General features: G+C 73.2%; 14 protein-coding genes and 1 tRNA gene. 11 read left to right on the forward strand and 4 right to left on the reverse strand.

Annotated features, from left to right (window positions below):
* Nucleotides 1-158: 158 nt before the first annotated feature.
* From ACIRRH_RS03655 to ACIRRH_RS03665, 3 genes are all read right to left on the reverse strand, one after another.
* Entirely contained in the window at nt 159-467 is a 309-nt protein-coding gene (locus ACIRRH_RS03655; RefSeq protein ID WP_403061216.1) for an FmdB family zinc ribbon protein, read from the reverse strand.
* A gap of 127 nt (nt 468-594) precedes the next feature.
* Nucleotides 595-1,983 carry an MFS transporter gene (locus ACIRRH_RS03660; RefSeq protein WP_403061218.1) on the reverse strand — a complete coding sequence of 463 codons (1,389 nt, stop codon included), beginning with the start codon at nt 1,981-1,983 and terminating at the stop codon, nt 595-597.
* Between the two features lie 336 nt (nt 1,984-2,319).
* Nucleotides 2,320-3,804: a potassium/proton antiporter gene (locus tag ACIRRH_RS03665; protein WP_403061221.1), complete on the reverse strand. Its 1,485-nt coding sequence runs from the start codon at nt 3,802-3,804 to the stop codon at nt 2,320-2,322.
* 239 nt (nt 3,805-4,043) lie between these two features.
* On the opposite strand from ACIRRH_RS03665, the gene ACIRRH_RS03670 reads away from it, so the two are divergent.
* Nucleotides 4,044-6,761: a penicillin acylase family protein gene (locus ACIRRH_RS03670; RefSeq protein ID WP_403061224.1), complete on the forward strand. Its 2,718-nt coding sequence runs from the start codon at nt 4,044-4,046 to the stop codon at nt 6,759-6,761.
* Between the two features lie 63 nt (nt 6,762-6,824).
* Here the strand turns inward: ACIRRH_RS03670 and ACIRRH_RS03675 are convergent, their stop codons facing one another.
* A complete protein-coding gene (locus tag ACIRRH_RS03675; protein WP_403061227.1) occupies nt 6,825-7,400 on the reverse strand; it encodes a 5-formyltetrahydrofolate cyclo-ligase in 576 nt (191 codons plus the stop codon).
* Nucleotides 7,401-7,463: 63 nt separating this feature from the next.
* Here ACIRRH_RS03675 and ACIRRH_RS03680 point away from each other — a divergent pair, with 63 nt between their 5' ends.
* From ACIRRH_RS03680 to ACIRRH_RS03725, 10 genes are all read left to right on the forward strand, one after another.
* Nucleotides 7,464-8,384: a GGDEF domain-containing protein gene (locus ACIRRH_RS03680; protein ID WP_403061230.1), complete on the forward strand. Its 921-nt coding sequence runs from the start codon at nt 7,464-7,466 to the stop codon at nt 8,382-8,384.
* A gap of 51 nt (nt 8,385-8,435) precedes the next feature.
* Entirely contained in the window at nt 8,436-9,356 is a 921-nt protein-coding gene (gene galU, locus ACIRRH_RS03685) for a UTP--glucose-1-phosphate uridylyltransferase GalU (protein WP_403061232.1), read from the forward strand.
* A gap of 34 nt (nt 9,357-9,390) precedes the next feature.
* Nucleotides 9,391-10,728 (forward strand): gephyrin-like molybdotransferase Glp, encoded by a 1,338-nt coding sequence (gene glp / locus ACIRRH_RS03690; protein ID WP_403061235.1) that lies wholly within the window; start codon nt 9,391-9,393, stop codon nt 10,726-10,728.
* 127 nt (nt 10,729-10,855) lie between these two features.
* Nucleotides 10,856-11,296 carry a cyclic pyranopterin monophosphate synthase MoaC gene (gene moaC / locus ACIRRH_RS03695; RefSeq protein ID WP_403062393.1) on the forward strand — a complete coding sequence of 147 codons (441 nt, stop codon included), beginning with the start codon at nt 10,856-10,858 and terminating at the stop codon, nt 11,294-11,296.
* Entirely contained in the window at nt 11,293-11,796 is a 504-nt protein-coding gene (locus ACIRRH_RS03700) for a molybdenum cofactor biosynthesis protein B (RefSeq protein ID WP_403061238.1), read from the forward strand. The genes moaC and ACIRRH_RS03700 overlap by 4 nt, the downstream gene beginning before the upstream one ends.
* A gap of 38 nt (nt 11,797-11,834) precedes the next feature.
* On the forward strand, nt 11,835-12,419 hold the full coding sequence (locus ACIRRH_RS03705) for a GNAT family N-acetyltransferase (protein ID WP_403061241.1): 585 nt from the start codon (nt 11,835-11,837) through the stop codon (nt 12,417-12,419).
* Between the two features lie 150 nt (nt 12,420-12,569).
* A complete protein-coding gene (locus ACIRRH_RS03710) occupies nt 12,570-13,571 on the forward strand; it encodes a hypothetical protein (RefSeq protein WP_403061244.1) in 1,002 nt (333 codons plus the stop codon).
* A gap of 82 nt (nt 13,572-13,653) precedes the next feature.
* A tRNA-Ala gene (locus ACIRRH_RS03715) sits at nt 13,654-13,727 on the forward strand.
* A gap of 351 nt (nt 13,728-14,078) precedes the next feature.
* Entirely contained in the window at nt 14,079-15,275 is a 1,197-nt protein-coding gene (locus ACIRRH_RS03720) for a glycosyltransferase 87 family protein (protein WP_403061247.1), read from the forward strand.
* A 43-nt stretch (nt 15,276-15,318) separates the two neighbouring features.
* Nucleotides 15,319-16,935: a DUF2079 domain-containing protein gene (locus ACIRRH_RS03725; protein ID WP_403061250.1), complete on the forward strand. Its 1,617-nt coding sequence runs from the start codon at nt 15,319-15,321 to the stop codon at nt 16,933-16,935.
* The last annotated feature ends 56 nt before the right edge of the window (nt 16,936-16,991 follow it).

Consider the following 16,991-nt stretch of genomic DNA (forward strand, 5'->3'; position numbering starts at 1 on the left):
AAGCCTGCGGCCCGGGGTGGCAGGAAACCGGCGACGGAAACGACGGGACCGACGGGACCGACGGGAACGCGGAAAGGCCCGTCGCCCCCGCGTGGAAGCGGGGCCGACGGGCCTTTCCGAGGTCTACGGACCGTCCGGGCCGGTGCCCGGCGCCGAGGTCAGCTCGCGGCCGGAGCCGGGCTGGACGAGGCCGAGGAGCCGGAGCTCGACGGCGTCGAGGAGGGCGCGGGCGTGGAGGACGGCGTCGGGGAGGTCGACGAGGACCCTGCGCCCACCGAGCTGCTGGAGGAGGAGCGGCTGTCGGTCCGGTAGAAGCCGGAGCCCTTGAACACGACGCCCACGGCCGAGAAGACCTTGCGGAGCCGTCCCTGGCAGTCGGGGCACGTGGTCAGTGCCTCGTCGGTGAACTTCTGCACCGCCTCCAGGCCGTTGCCGCACTCGGTGCACTGGTACTGGTACGTGGGCACTTGTCTTCCTCCTGGCACTCTCGCCTGATGAGTGCTAACGATGGTCAATGATGCGGCATTCCGCGGGATCAGTCCAGCGACTGCGGTGTGAGATGGACCGGGGCCCGGCCGCCGGACCGCCGCCGCCTCAGCCCTTGGCCGCGCCCACCAGCTGCGCGGCACCACCGTGCTCCGCGTAACCGGAGCCCGGACCGCCGGCCGAACCGGAGCCCGGACCGGCAGCCGCAGGAGCGCCCGACCCGACCCCCGGCGCCACCAGCAGGTGCCGCAGCGAGGCCAGCACGATCAGCCCCAACCCGGCCCCGGCGACCGGCACCAGGAACCCGGTCGAGGGCCCGTGCCCGTCGATCAGTCGGCCCGCCGCCATCGAGCCGACCGCCAGCCCCAGTCCGATGGCGCCGGTCAGCCAGGTGAAGGCCTCCGTCTTGGCCCCGTCCGCGACCAGCGTCTCGACCAGGGTGTAGCCGCTGATCAGGGTCGGCGCGATGGCCAGCCCGCAGAGCAGCCCGGCGACGGTCAGCGCGACCAGGTTGGGCATCGCCCACAGCACCGAGCAGCCCAGCACCAGCAGCGCGTAGCTGATCAGCATCCGCTGCTGCACCGGCCGCCGCCAGGCGATCACGCCGTACAGCACGCCGGCCAGCATCGAGCCGCCGGCGAAGATCCCGTACACGGTGCCGCCGGCGTCGTGCTGCCCGACCGAGTCGGCGAAGGCGTTCACCGAGACCTGCATGCCGCCGAAGACCGCGCCGACCCCGAGGAAGGTCCCGGCCAGCAGTCGGACGCCGGGGGAGGCGAGCGCCGAGGCGCGCCTGGTGCCGGGTTGCGGCACGATCCGGGTCGGTGCGGTGCGCCGCTGGGCGGCGAAGGCCAGGCCGCCGACGAGGGTCAGCGAGGCCTCGGCGACCAGGGCGGTGGCCGGGTTGGCGAGGGCGGCGATGCCGGAGGCCAGGATCGGGCCGATCACGAAGGTGAACTCGTCCGTCACGGACTCGAAGGCGAAGGCGGTGCTCACCCGGGCCGCGGAGGCCTCGGAGGCGCCGTCCGCGGTGAACTTGGCCACCCAGCGGGCCCGGACCATCGCGCCGACCTGCGGCACGCTCGCCCCGGCCGGGACGGCGGCCAGGAACAGGCACCAGGCGGGCGCGTGGCCGAGTGCGAGCGCGATCAGCACGCCGACCGAGACGGCGTGCACCAGGACGGTCGGCACGAGCACCGCGGCCTGGCCGTAGCGGTCGGCGAGCCGCCCGGTCTGCGGCCCGACCAGGGCCTGGGCGACGGCGGCGACCGCGGTGACCGTACCGGCGGTGCCGTACGAGCCGTGGGTCTGGGTGACGAGCAGCAGGATGCCCATGCTGAGCATCGCGTACGGCAGCCGCGCGACGAGGGCGGGGGCCAGGAACGTCCAGGCCCCGGGAGTGCGGAGCAGCTCGCCGTACCCGACACGGGCGGGGGCCGGAGCTGCGGGGGTGGCCGCGAAGTCCGCGGCGGTGTCGACCGTTCGGCGCGCCGTCACGGTCGGTCCTTCCTGCTGCCTGGTAGCGCGGCAGGGCATGGTGTGGCCCCGACGGCGCCGAGAGTCGTCCTCTCGCGCGTCGACCGGGGTAGATACCGGGTCGGTCCGGCGTGGTGGCCGGGGCCGGACCGCGGCCGCCGAGCGGTCGCGCCAACTCTGCGTCAGGCAGATGCTGGGGGTGGTCTAGCTGTGGTTATACGGCGTGGTCGAACCAGCATACAGTTACGCGCGTAGACCCCGCCAGCCCCACCCGTCCCGGCGACCCGGCCGCCCTGGCCCTGGAGCACCCCGGCCGGGGCCTGCCGGGGCCCGGTGGGGGCAGGCGAGGGCCCGCCCTCACCGCCCGTTCAGCCACCCCGCGAGCTTGCCGCCCTTGTCCACGGCCCGCAGCCGCCGCTCCGCCGCCTCGCCGACCTCGTCCGTGGTGACCACCAGCAGCTCGTCCCCGCCGCGCAGCATCGTCGCCTTGTCCGGCACGAAGGAGTTCCCCTCGCGCACGACCAGGGTGACCGCCGCCCCCTTGGGCAGCCGCAGCTCGCTGATCTCCACGCCCGACATCTTCGAGGTGGGGGAGAGCGTGACCGACAGCAGGTGTCCGTGCAGCTTCTCCAGCGGGGCGGACTCGATGCCCAGGTCCTGGCCCATGTCGCCCTCGTCGATCCGCAGCCGCTTGGCCACCCACGGCAGGGTCGGTCCCTGGAGCAGGGTGAAGACGACGACCAGGATGAAGACGATGTTGAAGACGTCCTCGGCCTGGTGCGCGCCGGACACCACCGGGATGGTGGCCAGCACGATGGGCACCGCCCCGCGCAGCCCGGCCCAGCTCAGCAGCGCCTGCTCGCGGGCCGGCACCGTGAAGGGGGTCAGCGAGACCATCACCGACAGCGGCCGGGCCAGGAAGACCAGCACCCCGCCGATCACCAGTGCGGGCACCACCGCGTCGCCCATGGACTCGGGCGTGACGAGCAGGCCGAGCAGGACGAACATGCCGATCTGCCCTATCCAGGCCAGCCCGTCGGCGAAGCCCCGGACGGCCGGGCCGTGCGGGAGCTTGGAGTTCCCGAGTATCACCGCACTGATGTAGACGGCGAGGAAGCCGGAGCCGTGCAGCAGCGCGCCGCCGGCGTACGCGAGCACGGTGAGCGCCATCACGGCGATCGGGTAGAGGCCCGAGGAGGGCAGTGCGACGTGCTTGAGCCCGTAGGCGCCTATCTTGCCGACGGCCAGGCCTATCACGGCGCCGATCGCCAGCTCGGCGATGATCGTGCCGATCAGGACGTACCAGGAGTCCAGCTCCCCGGTGGTGGCGAAGGCGACGACCAGGATGACCACGGGCGCGTCGTTGAAGCCGGACTCGGCCTCCAGCAGGCCGGTGAGCCGGTGCGGCAGCCGGACCATCCGCAGCACCGAGAAGACGGCGGCCGCGTCGGTGGAGGAGACGATGGCGCCCAGCAACAGCGAGGTGCGCCAGTCCAGGCCGACCAGCCAGTGCGCGCCGGCCGCGGTGGTGAACACGCTGACGCCGACGCCGACGGTGGCGAGCACGGTCGCGGCCGGCATCACCGGCTTGATCTCGCGCCAGCTGGTCTTGATGCCGCCCTCGGCGAGGATCACCACGAGCGCCGCGTAGCCGAGCACCTGGGTGAGCTCGGCGTTGTTGAAGGTGACGCCGATCCCGTTCTGGCCCAGCGCGACACCGATCCCCAGATAGATCAGCAGGCTGGGCAGCCCTGATCGGGTGGAGAGGCGTACGGCGCCCACCGCGAACAGCAGGATCACGGAGGACTCAAGCAGGAGCTGGTTCAGGTGGGAGACGTTCACGCAGGGGCACCTCGGGCAGGCAGGGGCGGGCGGGGTGTCTGGTGGTGCTGTGGGGTGACCCGTTAAGAAGTCGTCAATGCTCCTCTTGCGGATCGTTACGCAGTCTAACATTTTGCCATATCTTTAGCTTGGTCCCCCGTTCACGGTGCCCGGCCGACTCGGCCTAATGTGGTGCCCTGTCACGGCCGCAGGCCCTGGACACGCCCGCCCGCCCCGAAGTCAGGACCGCAAGGACCCAGATGCCCCGCTCGAAAAAGTTCCGGCGCGCCCGTCTGATCGTGATCGTGCTGGTCGTGCTGCTGGTGGCCGGCACCGGCTACGGCGGCTACCGCGGGGTCTCCGCGGTCCGCGCCTCCTTCCCCGAGGTCGACGGCAGCGTCAAGGTGGCGGGCCTGAGCGCGCCCGTCGACGTCAAGCGGGATGCCAACGGCATCCCGCAGCTGTACGCCGACACCGCCGAGGACCTGTTCCGCGCCCAGGGCTACGTCCAGGCGCAGGACCGTTTCTGGGAGATGGACGTCCGCCGGCACATCACCGCCGGCCGGCTCTCCGAGATGTTCGGCGACGGCCAGGTCGACACCGACGCCTTCATCCGCACCATGGGCTGGCGGCAGGTGGCGCAGAAGGAGTACGACACCAAGCTGTCCCCGGAGACCAAGAAGTACCTCCAGGCCTACTCGGACGGCGTGAACGCCTGGCTCGCCGAGCACCCCGGCGGCGCGAAGGCCTCGCTGGAGTACAGCCTGCTCGGCGTCGTGAACAGCGGCTACCAGCCCGAGCAGTGGTCCCCGGTCGACTCGGTGGCCTGGCTCAAGGCGATGGCCTGGAACCTCTCCGGGAACCTCCAGGAGGAGATCGACCGCTCGCTGCTGGCCCAGGACTTCGGCCCGGACAAGATCGCCGAGCTCTACCCGGACTACCCGTACGCCCGCAACGGCACCATCGTGAAGACCGGCACCGTGACCGGCGACAACTACCGCCCCGCCGACGGCTCCTCGCCGTCCGGCGCGACCACCGGCACCGCCACCGCCCAGGGCGCGGCCACCACCAAGGCGCTGCTGCAGGGCCTGACCGACCGGGTCGACTCGATGCCGCAGCTGCTCGGCCGCCCCGGCCAGGGCATCGGTTCCAACTCCTGGGTGGTCGCCGGCTCGCACACCACCACCGGCAAGCCGCTGCTGGCCAACGACCCGCACCTCGGCCCCGGCCTGCCCTCGGTCTGGTACCAGATGGGCCTGCACTGCCGGACCAACTCCCCGGCCTGCCAGTTCGACGTCTCCGGCTTCACCTTCGCGGGCATGCCCGGTGTGGTGATCGGCCACAACAAGGACATCGCCTGGGGCTTCACCAACCTCGGCGCGGACGTCACCGACCTCTTCCTGGAGAAGGTCACCGGCCCGGACACCTACCAGGTCGACGGCAAGGACGTGAAGTTCGACCTCCGCAAGGAGACCATCAAGGTCGCCGGCGGCGAGGACCGCACCATCACCGTCCGCACCACCCAGACCGGCGCCCCGCTCATCTCCGACCAGAGCAACGAGCAGCAGAACGTCGGCAAGTACGCCCCCAACGGCACCTCCGCCCCCGACCGCGGCACCGGCGGCTACGGCGTCGCCCTCCAGTGGACGGCGCTCAGCCCCGGCAAGACCATGGACGCCGTCTTCGAGCTGGACAAGGCGAAGAACTGGGACGAGTTCCGCAACGCCGCCAAGGACTTCGCCGTCCCCGCGCAGAACCTGATCTACGCCGACGCCAAGAACATCGGCTACCAGGCCCCGGGCACCATCCCGGTCCGCGGCAAGGGCGACGGCAGCTACCCGGCGCCCGGCTGGGACTCCGCGTACCAGTGGAAGGACCCGATCCCCTTCGGCGCGCTGCCCTGGAGCCTCAACCCCTCGGCGGGTTACATCGTCACCGCCAACCAGGCCGTGGTGGACCCGAGCTACAAGTACAGCCTGACCAAGGACTGGGAGTACGGCACCCGCGCCAAGGAGATCACCGACCAGATCGAGGGCCTGCTCAAGAACAACGGCAAGATCTCGCCGGACGACATGCAGACCCTCCAGCTGGACAACACCAGCGTGATGGCCAAGACGCTGGTGCCGCTGCTGCTCAAGCAGCCGATCAGCGACCCGTACGTGCGCGAGGCCCAGGACCTGCTGAAGGACTGGAACTTCCACCAGGACGCCGACTCGGCCGCCGCCGCCTACTACAACGGCGTCTGGCGCCAGCTGCTGACCCTGGCCTTCGGCCAGAAGTTCCCGGCCGACCTGCGGGCCAAGGACAACTGCCTGCTGGTCCGCCAGCAGAGCGACCCCACCAAGCCGGACAGCTCCGCCAAGATCGTCACCGAGTGCGGCACCCGCGAGCCGGGCAAGGCCCAGCCGGACGGCGGCGACCGCTGGACCGAGGTGGTGCGCCAGCAGCTGGAGAAGCCCGACAGCTCGTGGTGGACGTACATCGACGACCAGCACAAGGAGCAGAAGGGCCTGGACAACCTGCTCCAGGAGGCGATGAAGAACGCCCGCCAGGAGCTGACCTCGCTGCTCAGCAAGGACATCTCCACCTGGAGCTGGGGCCGCCTGCACAAGCTGGAGCTGCGCGAGCAGACCCTCGGCACCGACAACTCCTCGATCGCCTCCGGTGCGGTGCACAAGCTGCTCAACCGCGGCCCGTACCGGCTCTCCGGCGGCTCGGCGGCGGTCGACGCGGCCGGCTGGAACGCGGCGGCCGGCTACCAGGTGGACTGGATCCCGTCGATGCGCATGGTGGTCGACCTGAACGACCTCGACTCCTCGCGCTGGGTCAACGTCGGCGGCGCCTCCGGCCACGCCTTCCACGACAACTACAACGACCAGACCGACATCTGGCTCAAGGGCAAGCTGCTGACCTGGGCCTACTCGCCGGACGCGGTCGAGAAGGCCACCAAGCACAAGCTGGTGCTCACCACCGGCTGACGCCCGTACGGCTCGGCCACCGGCGGCCCCGTTCCCCCCGAGGGAGCGGGGCCGCCGCCGTTCTCACCCGAGCCTGCGCACCCCCGAGGGCAGGACCGCCAGGTCGACCGGCAGGTCGTGCGGCTCGGCCGGCACCCGCTCCAGCAGCTCGTGCTCGTACAGCAGCACCGCCAGCACCGGCCGCACGCCCGCCCGCGCGAGCCGGGCCAGCACCCGGTCGTAGCTGCCGCCGCCCCGGCCCAGCCGCAGGCCGGAGCGGTCCACCGCCAGGCCCGGCAGCAGCACCACCGCGGCCTGCGTCACCGCCTGCGGGCCGAGCCGCGGGCCGACCGGCTCCAGCAGCCCGCGCCCGGCCGGGGCCAGTGCGCCGGGCCCCGCGTACTCGGCCCAGTCCAGGTCGTTGTCCGGCAGCAGTACGGGCAGCAGCACCCGCACCCCGCGCGCCCTCAGCGCGTCCAGCAGCGGCCGCGTCCCGGGCTCGGCGCCCACCGAGACGTACGCGGCCACGGTGGCGCCCGCGGCGGCCAGTTCCCCGGCGTGCCCGGCCAGCGCCTCGGCCGCCGCGGCGCGCTCCTCGGCGGCCAGTTCACGCCGTTGCGCCAACAGCCGTGTCCTCAGGCCGTTCTTCTCGTTGTGCATCCGATCCTCCTGGTCTCCGCACCGTCGACGCGCAGAGCCTGACACGCGAAAGGGCGTCCCCCATTGACCACCCCGCTGCTGGTCCAGGCCCTGGCCGCACTGAGCGTCCCGGCGCTGGCCGGCGCCACCGCCCTCGGACTGCGCGGACGGCGGGAGCGGGCCGGGGCCGCCGCCGGGGAGGAGCGGCTGCGCGGACGGATCGCCGAACTGGAGGAGCGCTGCGCCGAACTGGAGCGCACCGCCTCCTGCGACCCGCTCACCGGCGTGTGGAACTACCGTCACCTCCAGCTCACCCTGGACCGGGAGATCGAGCGGGCCCGCCGTGCCGAGCACACCGAGCAGGCCGACGGCCCGCGCCCGCTCGCCGTGCTGATGCTGGCCATCACCGGTTTCGACGCGGTCGTCGCCGAGCACGGCCGGGGCCGGGCGGGCGCGGTCCTGCGTGACCTCGCCCAGCGGCTCGCGATGGAGATCCGCCGGGCCGACACCCTCGGCCGCTACGGCGGCGAGGAGTTCCTGGTGGTGCTGCCGGACACCGGGGCCGAGGGCGCCGCGCAGGTCGCCGAGCGGCTGGTCTGGTCGGTCCGCCGGCACCTGCTGCTGGACTGGTCCTCCGGCCCGCGCGAGTCCCGCCCGGCCACCGGCAACGGCCTGACCGCCGCCGCCGGCATCGCCGTGCTGCCCGACGACGGCACCCACGCGGCAGTCCTGCTGCGCGCCGCCGACGCGGCGCTCGCCGAGGCCCGGGCGGCCGGCGGCGACTGCTGGCGGCTCCAGGCCCGGCACGCCGGGGAGCCCGACCGGCCCCGCACCGACCGCTCCGAACAGGCCACCTGCACTCCCGATCACGGACCGGATGCCGAACGTGACCGTTCGGGAAAGGCGGGTAGTCTGTCGGCCTGTGTCGGCCGGGACCCATTCGCCCAGCCGGTCGTGTCCCATACGCCTGCCACTGTGGCCGGGTCGCGCGACGTGCTGTCCTAGCCGACCGCCTGCGCTCGGCCGGGCGAAAACGTGCCTGAGTAAGGTAAACGCATGACGACGACCAACTTCCGAGTTCCGGTAACCAAGGCCGTGGTACCCGCGGCCGGACTGGGCACCCGTTTCCTCCCGGCGACCAAGGCCACCCCGAAGGAGATGCTCCCGGTCGTCGACAAGCCGGCGATCCAGTACGTCGTCGAGGAGGCCTCCGCCGCGGGCCTGTCCGACATACTCATGGTCACCGGCCGCAACAAGCGCGCCCTGGAGGACCACTTCGACCGCGCCTACGAGCTGGAGGAGCTGCTGGTCCGCAAGGGCGACGAGCAGCGCCTGGCCCGGGTCCGCGAGTCCGTCGAGCTGGCCAACATGCACTACGTCCGCCAGGGCGACCCGAAGGGCCTCGGTCACGCCGTGTCGGTCGCCGAGCAGCACGTCGCCGGCCAGCCCTTCGCCGTCCTGCTCGGCGACGACCTGATCGACCCCCGTGACCCGCTGCTCTCCCGCATGATCGAGGTTCAGCAGCAGCTCGGCGGCTCGGTCGTCGCCCTGATGGAGGTCGACCCCTCCCAGATCCACCTCTACGGCTGCGCCGCCGTCAAGGCGAACGGTTTCGGCGAGGACGTCTTCCAGGTGACCGACCTGGTCGAGAAGCCCGAGCCCGGCGAGGCCCCGTCGAACTACGCCGTGATCGGCCGCTACGTCCTCGACCCGCTGGTCTTCGACGTGCTGCGGGAGACCCCGCCCGGCCGCGGCGGCGAGATCCAGCTGACCGACGCCCTGCGCGAGCTGACCCGCCGTGAGACGGCGGACGGCGGCCAGGTGCACGGCGTGCTCTTCAAGGGCCGCCGCTACGACACCGGCGACCGCGCCGACTACCTGCGCGCCATCGTCCGTCTGGCCTCCGAGCGCGAGGACCTGGGCCCGGAGTTCCGTTCCTGGCTGCGGGAGTTCGTCGGTTCCGAGATGCAGGCCTGACGCAGGACCGACCACGACAGAGAGCGAGCCGCCGATGACCGGGTCCACCGAGCACAGCACCACGCCCAGCGCCTGTTGCGACGCCGGAGCGGACCCGGCCCCGGCGGCCCCCCGGCTCTGGACGGTGGACGAGCACCTCGCCGACGTGCTGGCCGCGGTCGGCCCGCTGCCCGCGATCGAGCTCCAGCTGCTCGACGCCCAGGGCTGCCGGCTCGACGAGGACGTGACCGCCGACGGCGACCTGCCGCCCTTCGACAACAGCTCGATGGACGGCTACGCGGTCCGCACCGCCGACACCGAGGGCGCCACCGACACCTACCCGTCGGTGCTCTCGGTGGTCGGCGACATCGCCGCCGGCGCCGACCGGCTGCCCAGGGTCGGCCCCGGCCAGGCCGCCCGGATCATGACCGGCGCCCCGCTGCCGCCCGGTGCCCAGGCCGTCGCACCGGTCGAGTGGACCGACGGCGGCACCGGCACCGGGGTGGCCGCGGCCGCGATGACCGCCCCCGTCCCGGACGAGGAGGTCCGGGTCCTGCGCCCGGTCACCGAGGGCGCGCACATCCGCCGCCGCGGCAGCGACGTCGCGGCCGGTGCCCGGGTGCTGGAGGCCGGTACCCGGCTCGGCCCCGCCCAGCTCGGCCTGCTCGCCGCGATCGGCCGTCCCACCGTGAAGGTCCGCCCGCGCCCCCGGGTCGTGGTGCTGTCCACCGGCAGCGAGCTGGTCCAGCCCGGCCGGCCGGTCGGCCCCGGGCAGATCGCCGACTCCAACAGCTTCACCCTGACCGCGGCCGCCCGGGAGGCCGGCGCCGTCGCCTACCGGGTCGGCGCCGTCCCGGACGAGGCCGACCGGCTGCGCGCCGTCCTGGAGGAGCAGCTCGGCCGGGCCGACCTGATCGTCACCAGCGGCGGGGTCAGCGTTGGCGCGTACGACGTGGTCAAGGAGGTCTTCGAGTCCTACGGCGGGGTGGACTTCCGGCGCCTGCGGATGCAGCCCGGCAAGCCGCAGGGCTTCGGCCGGATCGGTGGCGCGGCCGGGGTGCCGCTGCTCGCCCTGCCCGGCAACCCGGTGAGCGCCTACATCTCCTTCGAGCTCTTCGTCCGCCCGGTCATCCGCACCATGCTCGGGGCCCCCGACGTGCACCGCCCGGTCGTCCGCGCGCTCTGCCCGGTGGCGCTGCGCTCCCCGGCCGGCCGGCGGCAGTTCCTGCGCGGCCGCTACTCGGCGGCGGACGGCACGGTCCAGCCGGTGGGCGGCGCCGGGTCGCACCTGGTCGGCGCGCTGGCCCGGGCCGACTGTCTGATCACCGTCCCCGAGGAGACCACTGAACTGCCGGCCAGCAGTTCGGTGGACGTGGTGTTGCTGGACTCCTGATCAGCTCCCCGGACCGGGGAACGGTACGGTAGCGCGGTATTCGACCTGCGCGCCTCTGGAGTTACCCGTGACGACACCTCCCCCCGGCGACCGCCTCACCCACGTCGACGACCAGGGCGCGGCCCGGATGGTCGACGTCTCCGAGAAGGCCACCACCGCGCGCACCGCCGTGGCGGCCGGCCGGGTGCGGGTCTCCCCGCGGGTGGTCGAGCTGCTGCGCGGCGAGGGCGTGCCCAAGGGCGACGCCCTCGCGGTGGCCCGGATCGCCGGGATCATGGGCGCCAAGAAGACCCCGGACCTGATCCCGCTCTGCCACCCGATCGCGGTCTCCGGCGTCAAGGTCGACCTGGCCGTCGCGGACGACGCGGTCGAGATCACCGCCACCGTGAAGACCGCCGACCGCACCGGCGTCGAGATGGAGGCGCTGACCGCCGTCGCGGTGGCCGGGCTGACCGTCGTCGACATGGTCAAGGCGGTGGACAAGGGTGCCACGATCGAGTCCGTCCGGGTGCTGAGCAAGACCGGCGGCAAGAGCGGCGACTGGTTCGCCCCGGAGGTGGACGCATGAAGGCGCTGGCCGTGACGGTGTCCAACAGGGCCTTCGCCGGGGTCTACGAGGACAGGGGCGGCCCGCTGCTGGTGGCCGGCCTGACCGCGATGGGCTTCACCGTCGACGGCCCCCGGGTAGTCCCGGACGGCGACCCGGTGGAGGCCGTGCTGCGCGAGGCCGTCGCGGCCGGCTACGACGTCGTGCTGACCACCGGTGGCACCGGCATCTCGCCGATGGACCTCACCCCCGAGATGACCGCCCGGGTGATCGACCGCCAGGTCCCCGGCATCGCCGAGGCCATCCGTGCGTACGGCCGGGAGAAGGTGCCGACCTCGGCGCTCTCCCGCGGGCTCGCCGGGCTCGCCGGACGTACCCTGATCGTCAACCTGCCGGGCTCGACCGGCGGCGTCCAGGACGGCCTGGCCGTCCTGGAGCCGCTGCTCGCCCACGCCGTCGACCAGCTCGGCGGCGGGGACCACCCCCGGACCGACGCCCCAGCAACCGGGAGAGCGCACTGAACGCCGGCTGGCCGGTAGAACTCCACGAGGGGGAGGTCGTGCTGCGCCCGATCCGGGCCCGCGACCAGCGCGAGTGGCAGGAGGTGAGCCGCCGCAACCGGGACTGGCTGCGCCGCTGGGAGGCCACCGTGCCGCCCGGCCCGGCGGGCCGGGCGGCCGGCCCCCGCCCGACGTACCGGCAGATGGTCCGCTTCCTGCGCGGCGAGGCCTCGGCCGGCCGGATGCTGCCCTTCGTCGTGGTCTACAAGGGCCAGCTGGTGGGGCAGTTGACCGTCGGCGGGATCACCTGGGGATCGATGTGCTCGGCGAACATCGGGTACTGGGTGGACGAGACGGTGGCCGGCCGGGGCATCATCCCGACCGCCGTGGCGCTCTCGGTGAACTACTGCTTCCGCACGCTCGGACTGCACCGGATCGAGGTCTGCATCCGCCCGGAGAACGGTCCGAGCCGGCGGGTGGTGGAGAAACTCGGCTTCCGCTCGGAGGGAATCCGTCCGCGCTATCTCCACATCGACGGCGACTGGCGGGACCACCTCGTCTACGCGCTGACCGACGAGGAGGTCCCGGAGGGGATGCTGGAGCGCTGGCGGGCGCTCAGTTCCGGGCGCGAGCCAAGTAATTGAATATATGTTCGAAAGAAATATCGATCTGGCATCGGCGGGGCACCGGACCCCCACAAATACCGGCAAAATAGTCGGAGAATCAGCTTGATCACACGACACGCCGCACCAAATTGCTGCCAGGCCTTCCCCGGCGCCCGTACGGTGTGAATCGTGAGCAGTAGCGGCCTTATCTACGCCGTCATCGTAGGGGCCTGGGCCGCCTATCTGGTGCCGATGTGGCTCCGCAGGCAGGACGAACTCAACGAGGCGCGCCCGACGGAACGCTTCAGCACCGCCATCCGCCTGCTGGCCGGGCGTTCGGCGCTGGAGCGGCGGGCAGCCCGGGCCCTGGGCGACGAACCGCGTGACGGCGAGCAGAGCAACGACGGTCCTCCCGAACGGGACGAGGCCGCCTCCGGCGACCCCGCGCGGGAGCCCGAACCCCCGGCGCAGCGCCCGGCCGAGCGGTCGGCCCCCGAGCCGCGGGCCGGTGTCGAACGCCGGGCGCGTCTGCTGGCCCGCCGACGCCGGATGGTCACCGCCCTCTTCCTCTCCTTCGCTCTCGGTGCGGTGGTCGCCGCGGTGGCCGGACTGGCCTTCCTCTGGGTCCCGGCGGTCCCGGCGGCCCTCCTCACCCTGTACATCGGCCACCTGCGCAAGCTGGAGCGCCAGCGGTACGAGGTGAAGCTCGACCGGGTGCGGGCCGCCCAGGCGGCCGAGCGGCTGCGCAAGCGCGAGCAGCAGCGGGCCGAGGCCCCGGCGCCCGGCGGCGCCCCGGCCGAGGCCCCCGCCGTCGCCGGGCCGGCCCCGTCCGCGCGCGCCGAGGAGCGGGCCGTGCGCCGTCCGCACCTGCGGCTGGCCGCCGACCCGGAGCAGGCCACCGTCTTGGTGTCCTCCGCCTCCGCGGTGGCCGAGGCGACCGAGCACGAGGAGTGGGTCGACGGCATGCGCGAGCGCGGCGCGGCCGGCCCGGACTCCTGGGAGCCGGTGCCCGTCCCGCTGCCGACCTACGTGACCGCTCCGGTCGCCCCCCGGGTCTCCCGCGGCCTCGACCTGTCGGCCCCCGGCACCTGGACCGCCGGCCGCCCCGCCGAGTCCCGCAAGACCCCGCTCTTCGACCAGTACGCAGAGCCGCAGGCCCCCGAGTCGCGCCCGCGCGCGGCCAACGAATGACGTGGGCCACCCCCCGACCAGCACCGCGATCCGGGGGGTGGTCACGAACCCCCTCCGAAAGGTGCTAGAGTTTCTTCTCGTTGGGGCTGTGGCGCAGTCCGGTAGCGCACCTCGTTCGCATCGAGGGGGTCAGGGGTTCGAATCCCCTCAGCTCCACCCAACGGACCGGCTCAGGCCGGTCGACGAAATCCCGCCGGGAGGCAACTCCCGGCGGGATTTCGCGTTTTGGGGTCCGGGCCGGGTGCCGGAGCCGCCCCCGGGGCGACTGTGGGCGAGGTCACATCGCCCTTCCGGGCCCGTTTCTGACGCGGTTTGGGGCTCAGGGGGGTCGGTTATGGTGGGTGGGCCCAGACGCTGACGAGGGAACGATCTGGTCTATCTCGACGGGGTGCCATCGCGGTGCGCGAGTTCGGTCTGAAACGGTGGGTGCGGCGGTCGGCCCCGGAGGAGCCCGGCGGCGCAGCGGAAACCGGAAGGCCGAATTCCTGGACCCTCCCGGCGGCCTGCGTGGCGGCGGTGTCGCTGGCGGTGTTCGCCTGGTTCCGGCACAGCCACGGGGCCACCATGGTCGACATGCTGGTCTACCGGGCCGAGGGCGAGGCCGTCGTCCGCGGCGAGGACCTGTACGCGATGCGGCTGCCCGGCTGGGACCTGCCGGCCACCTACCCGCCGTTCGCGGCGATGCTCTTCGTGCCGAGCACCTGGTTCGGCGTGAGCACCCTGCGCGTCCTGGTGATGCTCCTCAACTACGCGCTGCTCGCCGCGGCCGTGCACCTGTCGCTCAAGCTGGCCGGCTGGCCCAAGCAGCACCGCGCGGCCGTGGTGATCCTGGCGACCGGCCTCGGCATCTGGCTGGAGCCGGTCTTCACCACCTTCCAGTACGGCCAGGTCAACCTCGGCATCCTCTGCCTGGTCCTGTGGGACCTGACCCGTTCGGACCGCAACCGCTTCAAGGGCGTGGGCATCGGCCTGGCCACCGCCATCAAGATCACCCCGGGCCTGTTCGCCGTCTACCTGTTCCTGACCGGCCGGGTCCGGGCCGCCCTGGTCTCGGCCGGCACCTTCCTCGCGGCGGGCCTGATCGGCTGGGCCGCGCTGCCCGACGCCTCGCACGGGTTCTGGACCACCTACCTCTGGGACCCGAGCCGGGTCGGCGTGACCGTCCTGGTGGACAACCAGTCGCTGCGCGGCGCCGTCTGCCGGCTGCTCGACGTCAACGACCCGGGCCTGGTCGGGCTCATCGCCTCGGCGCTGGTCGGGGCGTTCGGGCTCGGGGTGGCGGTACTGGCCGGGCGCTCGGCGCGGGTGCTGCGCCGGGCCGACGCCTGGGGCGCGGTCTGCGCCGCGCTCACCGCGCTGCTGGTCTCGCCGATCAGCTGGACCCACCACTGGGTCTGGTGCATCCCGCTCCTCGCCCTGCTGGCGGTGGAGGCCAGGACCAGGGCCCGGCAGGTGCTGTTCGGCCTGACCCTGGTGGTGTTCCTCTCCCACGTCATGTGGACGGTGCCGCACCGGTGGGGCCGCGGGGTCGCCTGGTACTGGCAGCTGCCCGGCGCGATCTACCCGCCGATCGCGATCGCCGTCCTGGTCGTCCTGGGCGTGCGGCTGTACCGCGCCCGGCGGCAGGCCGCGGACGGCACCGGCGGCGGGGCCCCGGCGGCCGCCAGGCCGGACCGCGATCCCGCGCTGACGAACCGGACCTGACGGTCCGGACCCACGGACCCAGACCGGACGGATCGGACCCGACGTGACCACCCAGACCGCACCCTCGCCGACGGCCGCCGTGCCCGCCGCCCGCCGGATGGCCACGGCCGTCCTGCTCGGCCCGGCCCGGCGCACCGTGCTGCTCACCGCGCTCTGCTTCGCGGTGACCTGCGCCATCGGCCTGCAGGGCTGGACGTCCGTGTCGCTCGGCGGCTTCGACCTCGGCATCTTCGACCAGGGCGTGCGCGGCTACGCCCACTTCGGGCTGCCCGTCTCGACGCTGAAGAGCTTCCACCACGAGTTCCCGCCCGGCTTCTCGCTGCTGGGCGACCACTTCTCACCGGTGCTGGCGCTGCTCGCGCCGCTGTACTGGATCTGGGACGACCCGCGCTCGCTGATCATCGGGCAGTCGCTGCTGTTCGCGGCCGGGGTGCCGCTGGTCCGGCGGATCGCCGGGCACGCCTTCGCCGGCGCCGAGCCGCGCACTGCCCGTCGGGCCGCCGACCTGGCCGGCCTGGTCTACGGGCTCGGCTGGCCGCTGCTGGTCGCCGCCCGGGTCGGCTTCCACGAGGTCGCCTTCGCGGTGCCGCTGACCCTGCTGATGCTGGAGCGCGGACTGGCCCGCCGGTACGGCACGGTGGTGCTCGCCGCCGTGCTGCTGTGCTGCACCAAGGAGGACCTCGGCCTGATGGTCGGGGCGTACGGCCTGGTGCTGCTGGTGCGCACCCGCCGCACCGGCGACCGGGCGGGCCGCTTCACCGGCCTGGGGCTGCTGCTGGGCGGGCCGGTCGCCTCGGCGGCCGCCATCACCTGGCTGATCCCGGCGATGGGCGGGGAACCGGGCTACTACTGGAACTACGCGGCGCTCGGCACCGACGGCGGCGACGCGGTGAAGCACCTGCTGCACGACCCGTTCCTGCTGGTGCAGACCGCCTTCGACCAGCCGCTCAAGCCGCTGCTGCTGCTGTGGCTGTTCGGCACCATGCTGCTGCTGCCGCTGCGCTCGGCCACCGTGCTGTGCGCGGTGCCGCTGCTGGCCGAGCGGGTCCTGTCCAGCAACCCCAACCACTGGTCGATCGCCCGGCACTACGACTCGCTGCTGTGGCCGATCCTGCTCACCGCCGCGATCGAGGTGCTGGGCCGGCTGAGCGGCACCGGGCGGCCGGAGCGGAGCGTGCGGCGGGCGCGCGGGCTGGGCCTCGGCGCGGCCGGCATCGCGCTGGTGGCCGCGGTGCCGATCGGGCTGCTGCCGCTGGCCGTGCCGTCCTCCTGGGCGCCCAAGCCGAGCGAGGCGGCGCTGGTACGGGCGGCCGCACTGATCCCGGACGGGGCGTCCGTCGAGGCGGACAACCAGATCGCGCCGCGGCTGACCGCCCGGACGGACGTGGTGCTGGTCGACGGCACGCCGCGCGGGCGCGAGTACGTGCTCACCCGGGGCGACAAGCGCTCCTTCCCGTTCAAGACGGACAAGGAGCAGGCCGAGCGGATCCAGCTGCTGCTGGCGCACGGCTACCGGCAGCTGTGGGCCGAGGACGGGGTCGTGCTGCTGCACCGGGAGGGCGACGAGCCGATCCCCGGCGAGCACGTGCCGGGGCCGGGCAGCGAGCCGGTCCAGGACGAGGTCCCGTCCGACGTGGGGCACAACCTGTTCCGCGGCTGAGCGCGGCTTCCCGCAGACGCCGGAGGGCCGGCCGGAACGACGTCCGGCCGGCCCTC

Source organism: Kitasatospora sp. NPDC101235, assembly GCF_044767505.1.
GTDB lineage: Bacteria > Actinomycetota > Actinomycetes > Streptomycetales > Streptomycetaceae > Kitasatospora.

Excerpts from the sequence above, each read along its gene's own strand:
- ACIRRH_RS03670 (WP_403061224.1), top strand. The coding sequence starts at position 4,044 with ATGCCCCGCTCGAAAAAGTTCCGGCGCGCCCGTCTGATCGTGATCGTG.
- ACIRRH_RS03675 (WP_403061227.1), bottom strand. The coding sequence starts at position 7,400 with ATGCACAACGAGAAGAACGGCCTGAGGACACGGCTGTTGGCGCAACGG.
- galU (WP_403061232.1), top strand. The coding sequence starts at position 8,436 with ATGACGACGACCAACTTCCGAGTTCCGGTAACCAAGGCCGTGGTACCC.
- glp (WP_403061235.1), top strand. The coding sequence starts at position 9,391 with ATGACCGGGTCCACCGAGCACAGCACCACGCCCAGCGCCTGTTGCGAC.
- moaC (WP_403062393.1), top strand. The coding sequence starts at position 10,856 with ATGGTCGACGTCTCCGAGAAGGCCACCACCGCGCGCACCGCCGTGGCG.
- ACIRRH_RS03700 (WP_403061238.1), top strand. The coding sequence starts at position 11,293 with ATGAAGGCGCTGGCCGTGACGGTGTCCAACAGGGCCTTCGCCGGGGTC.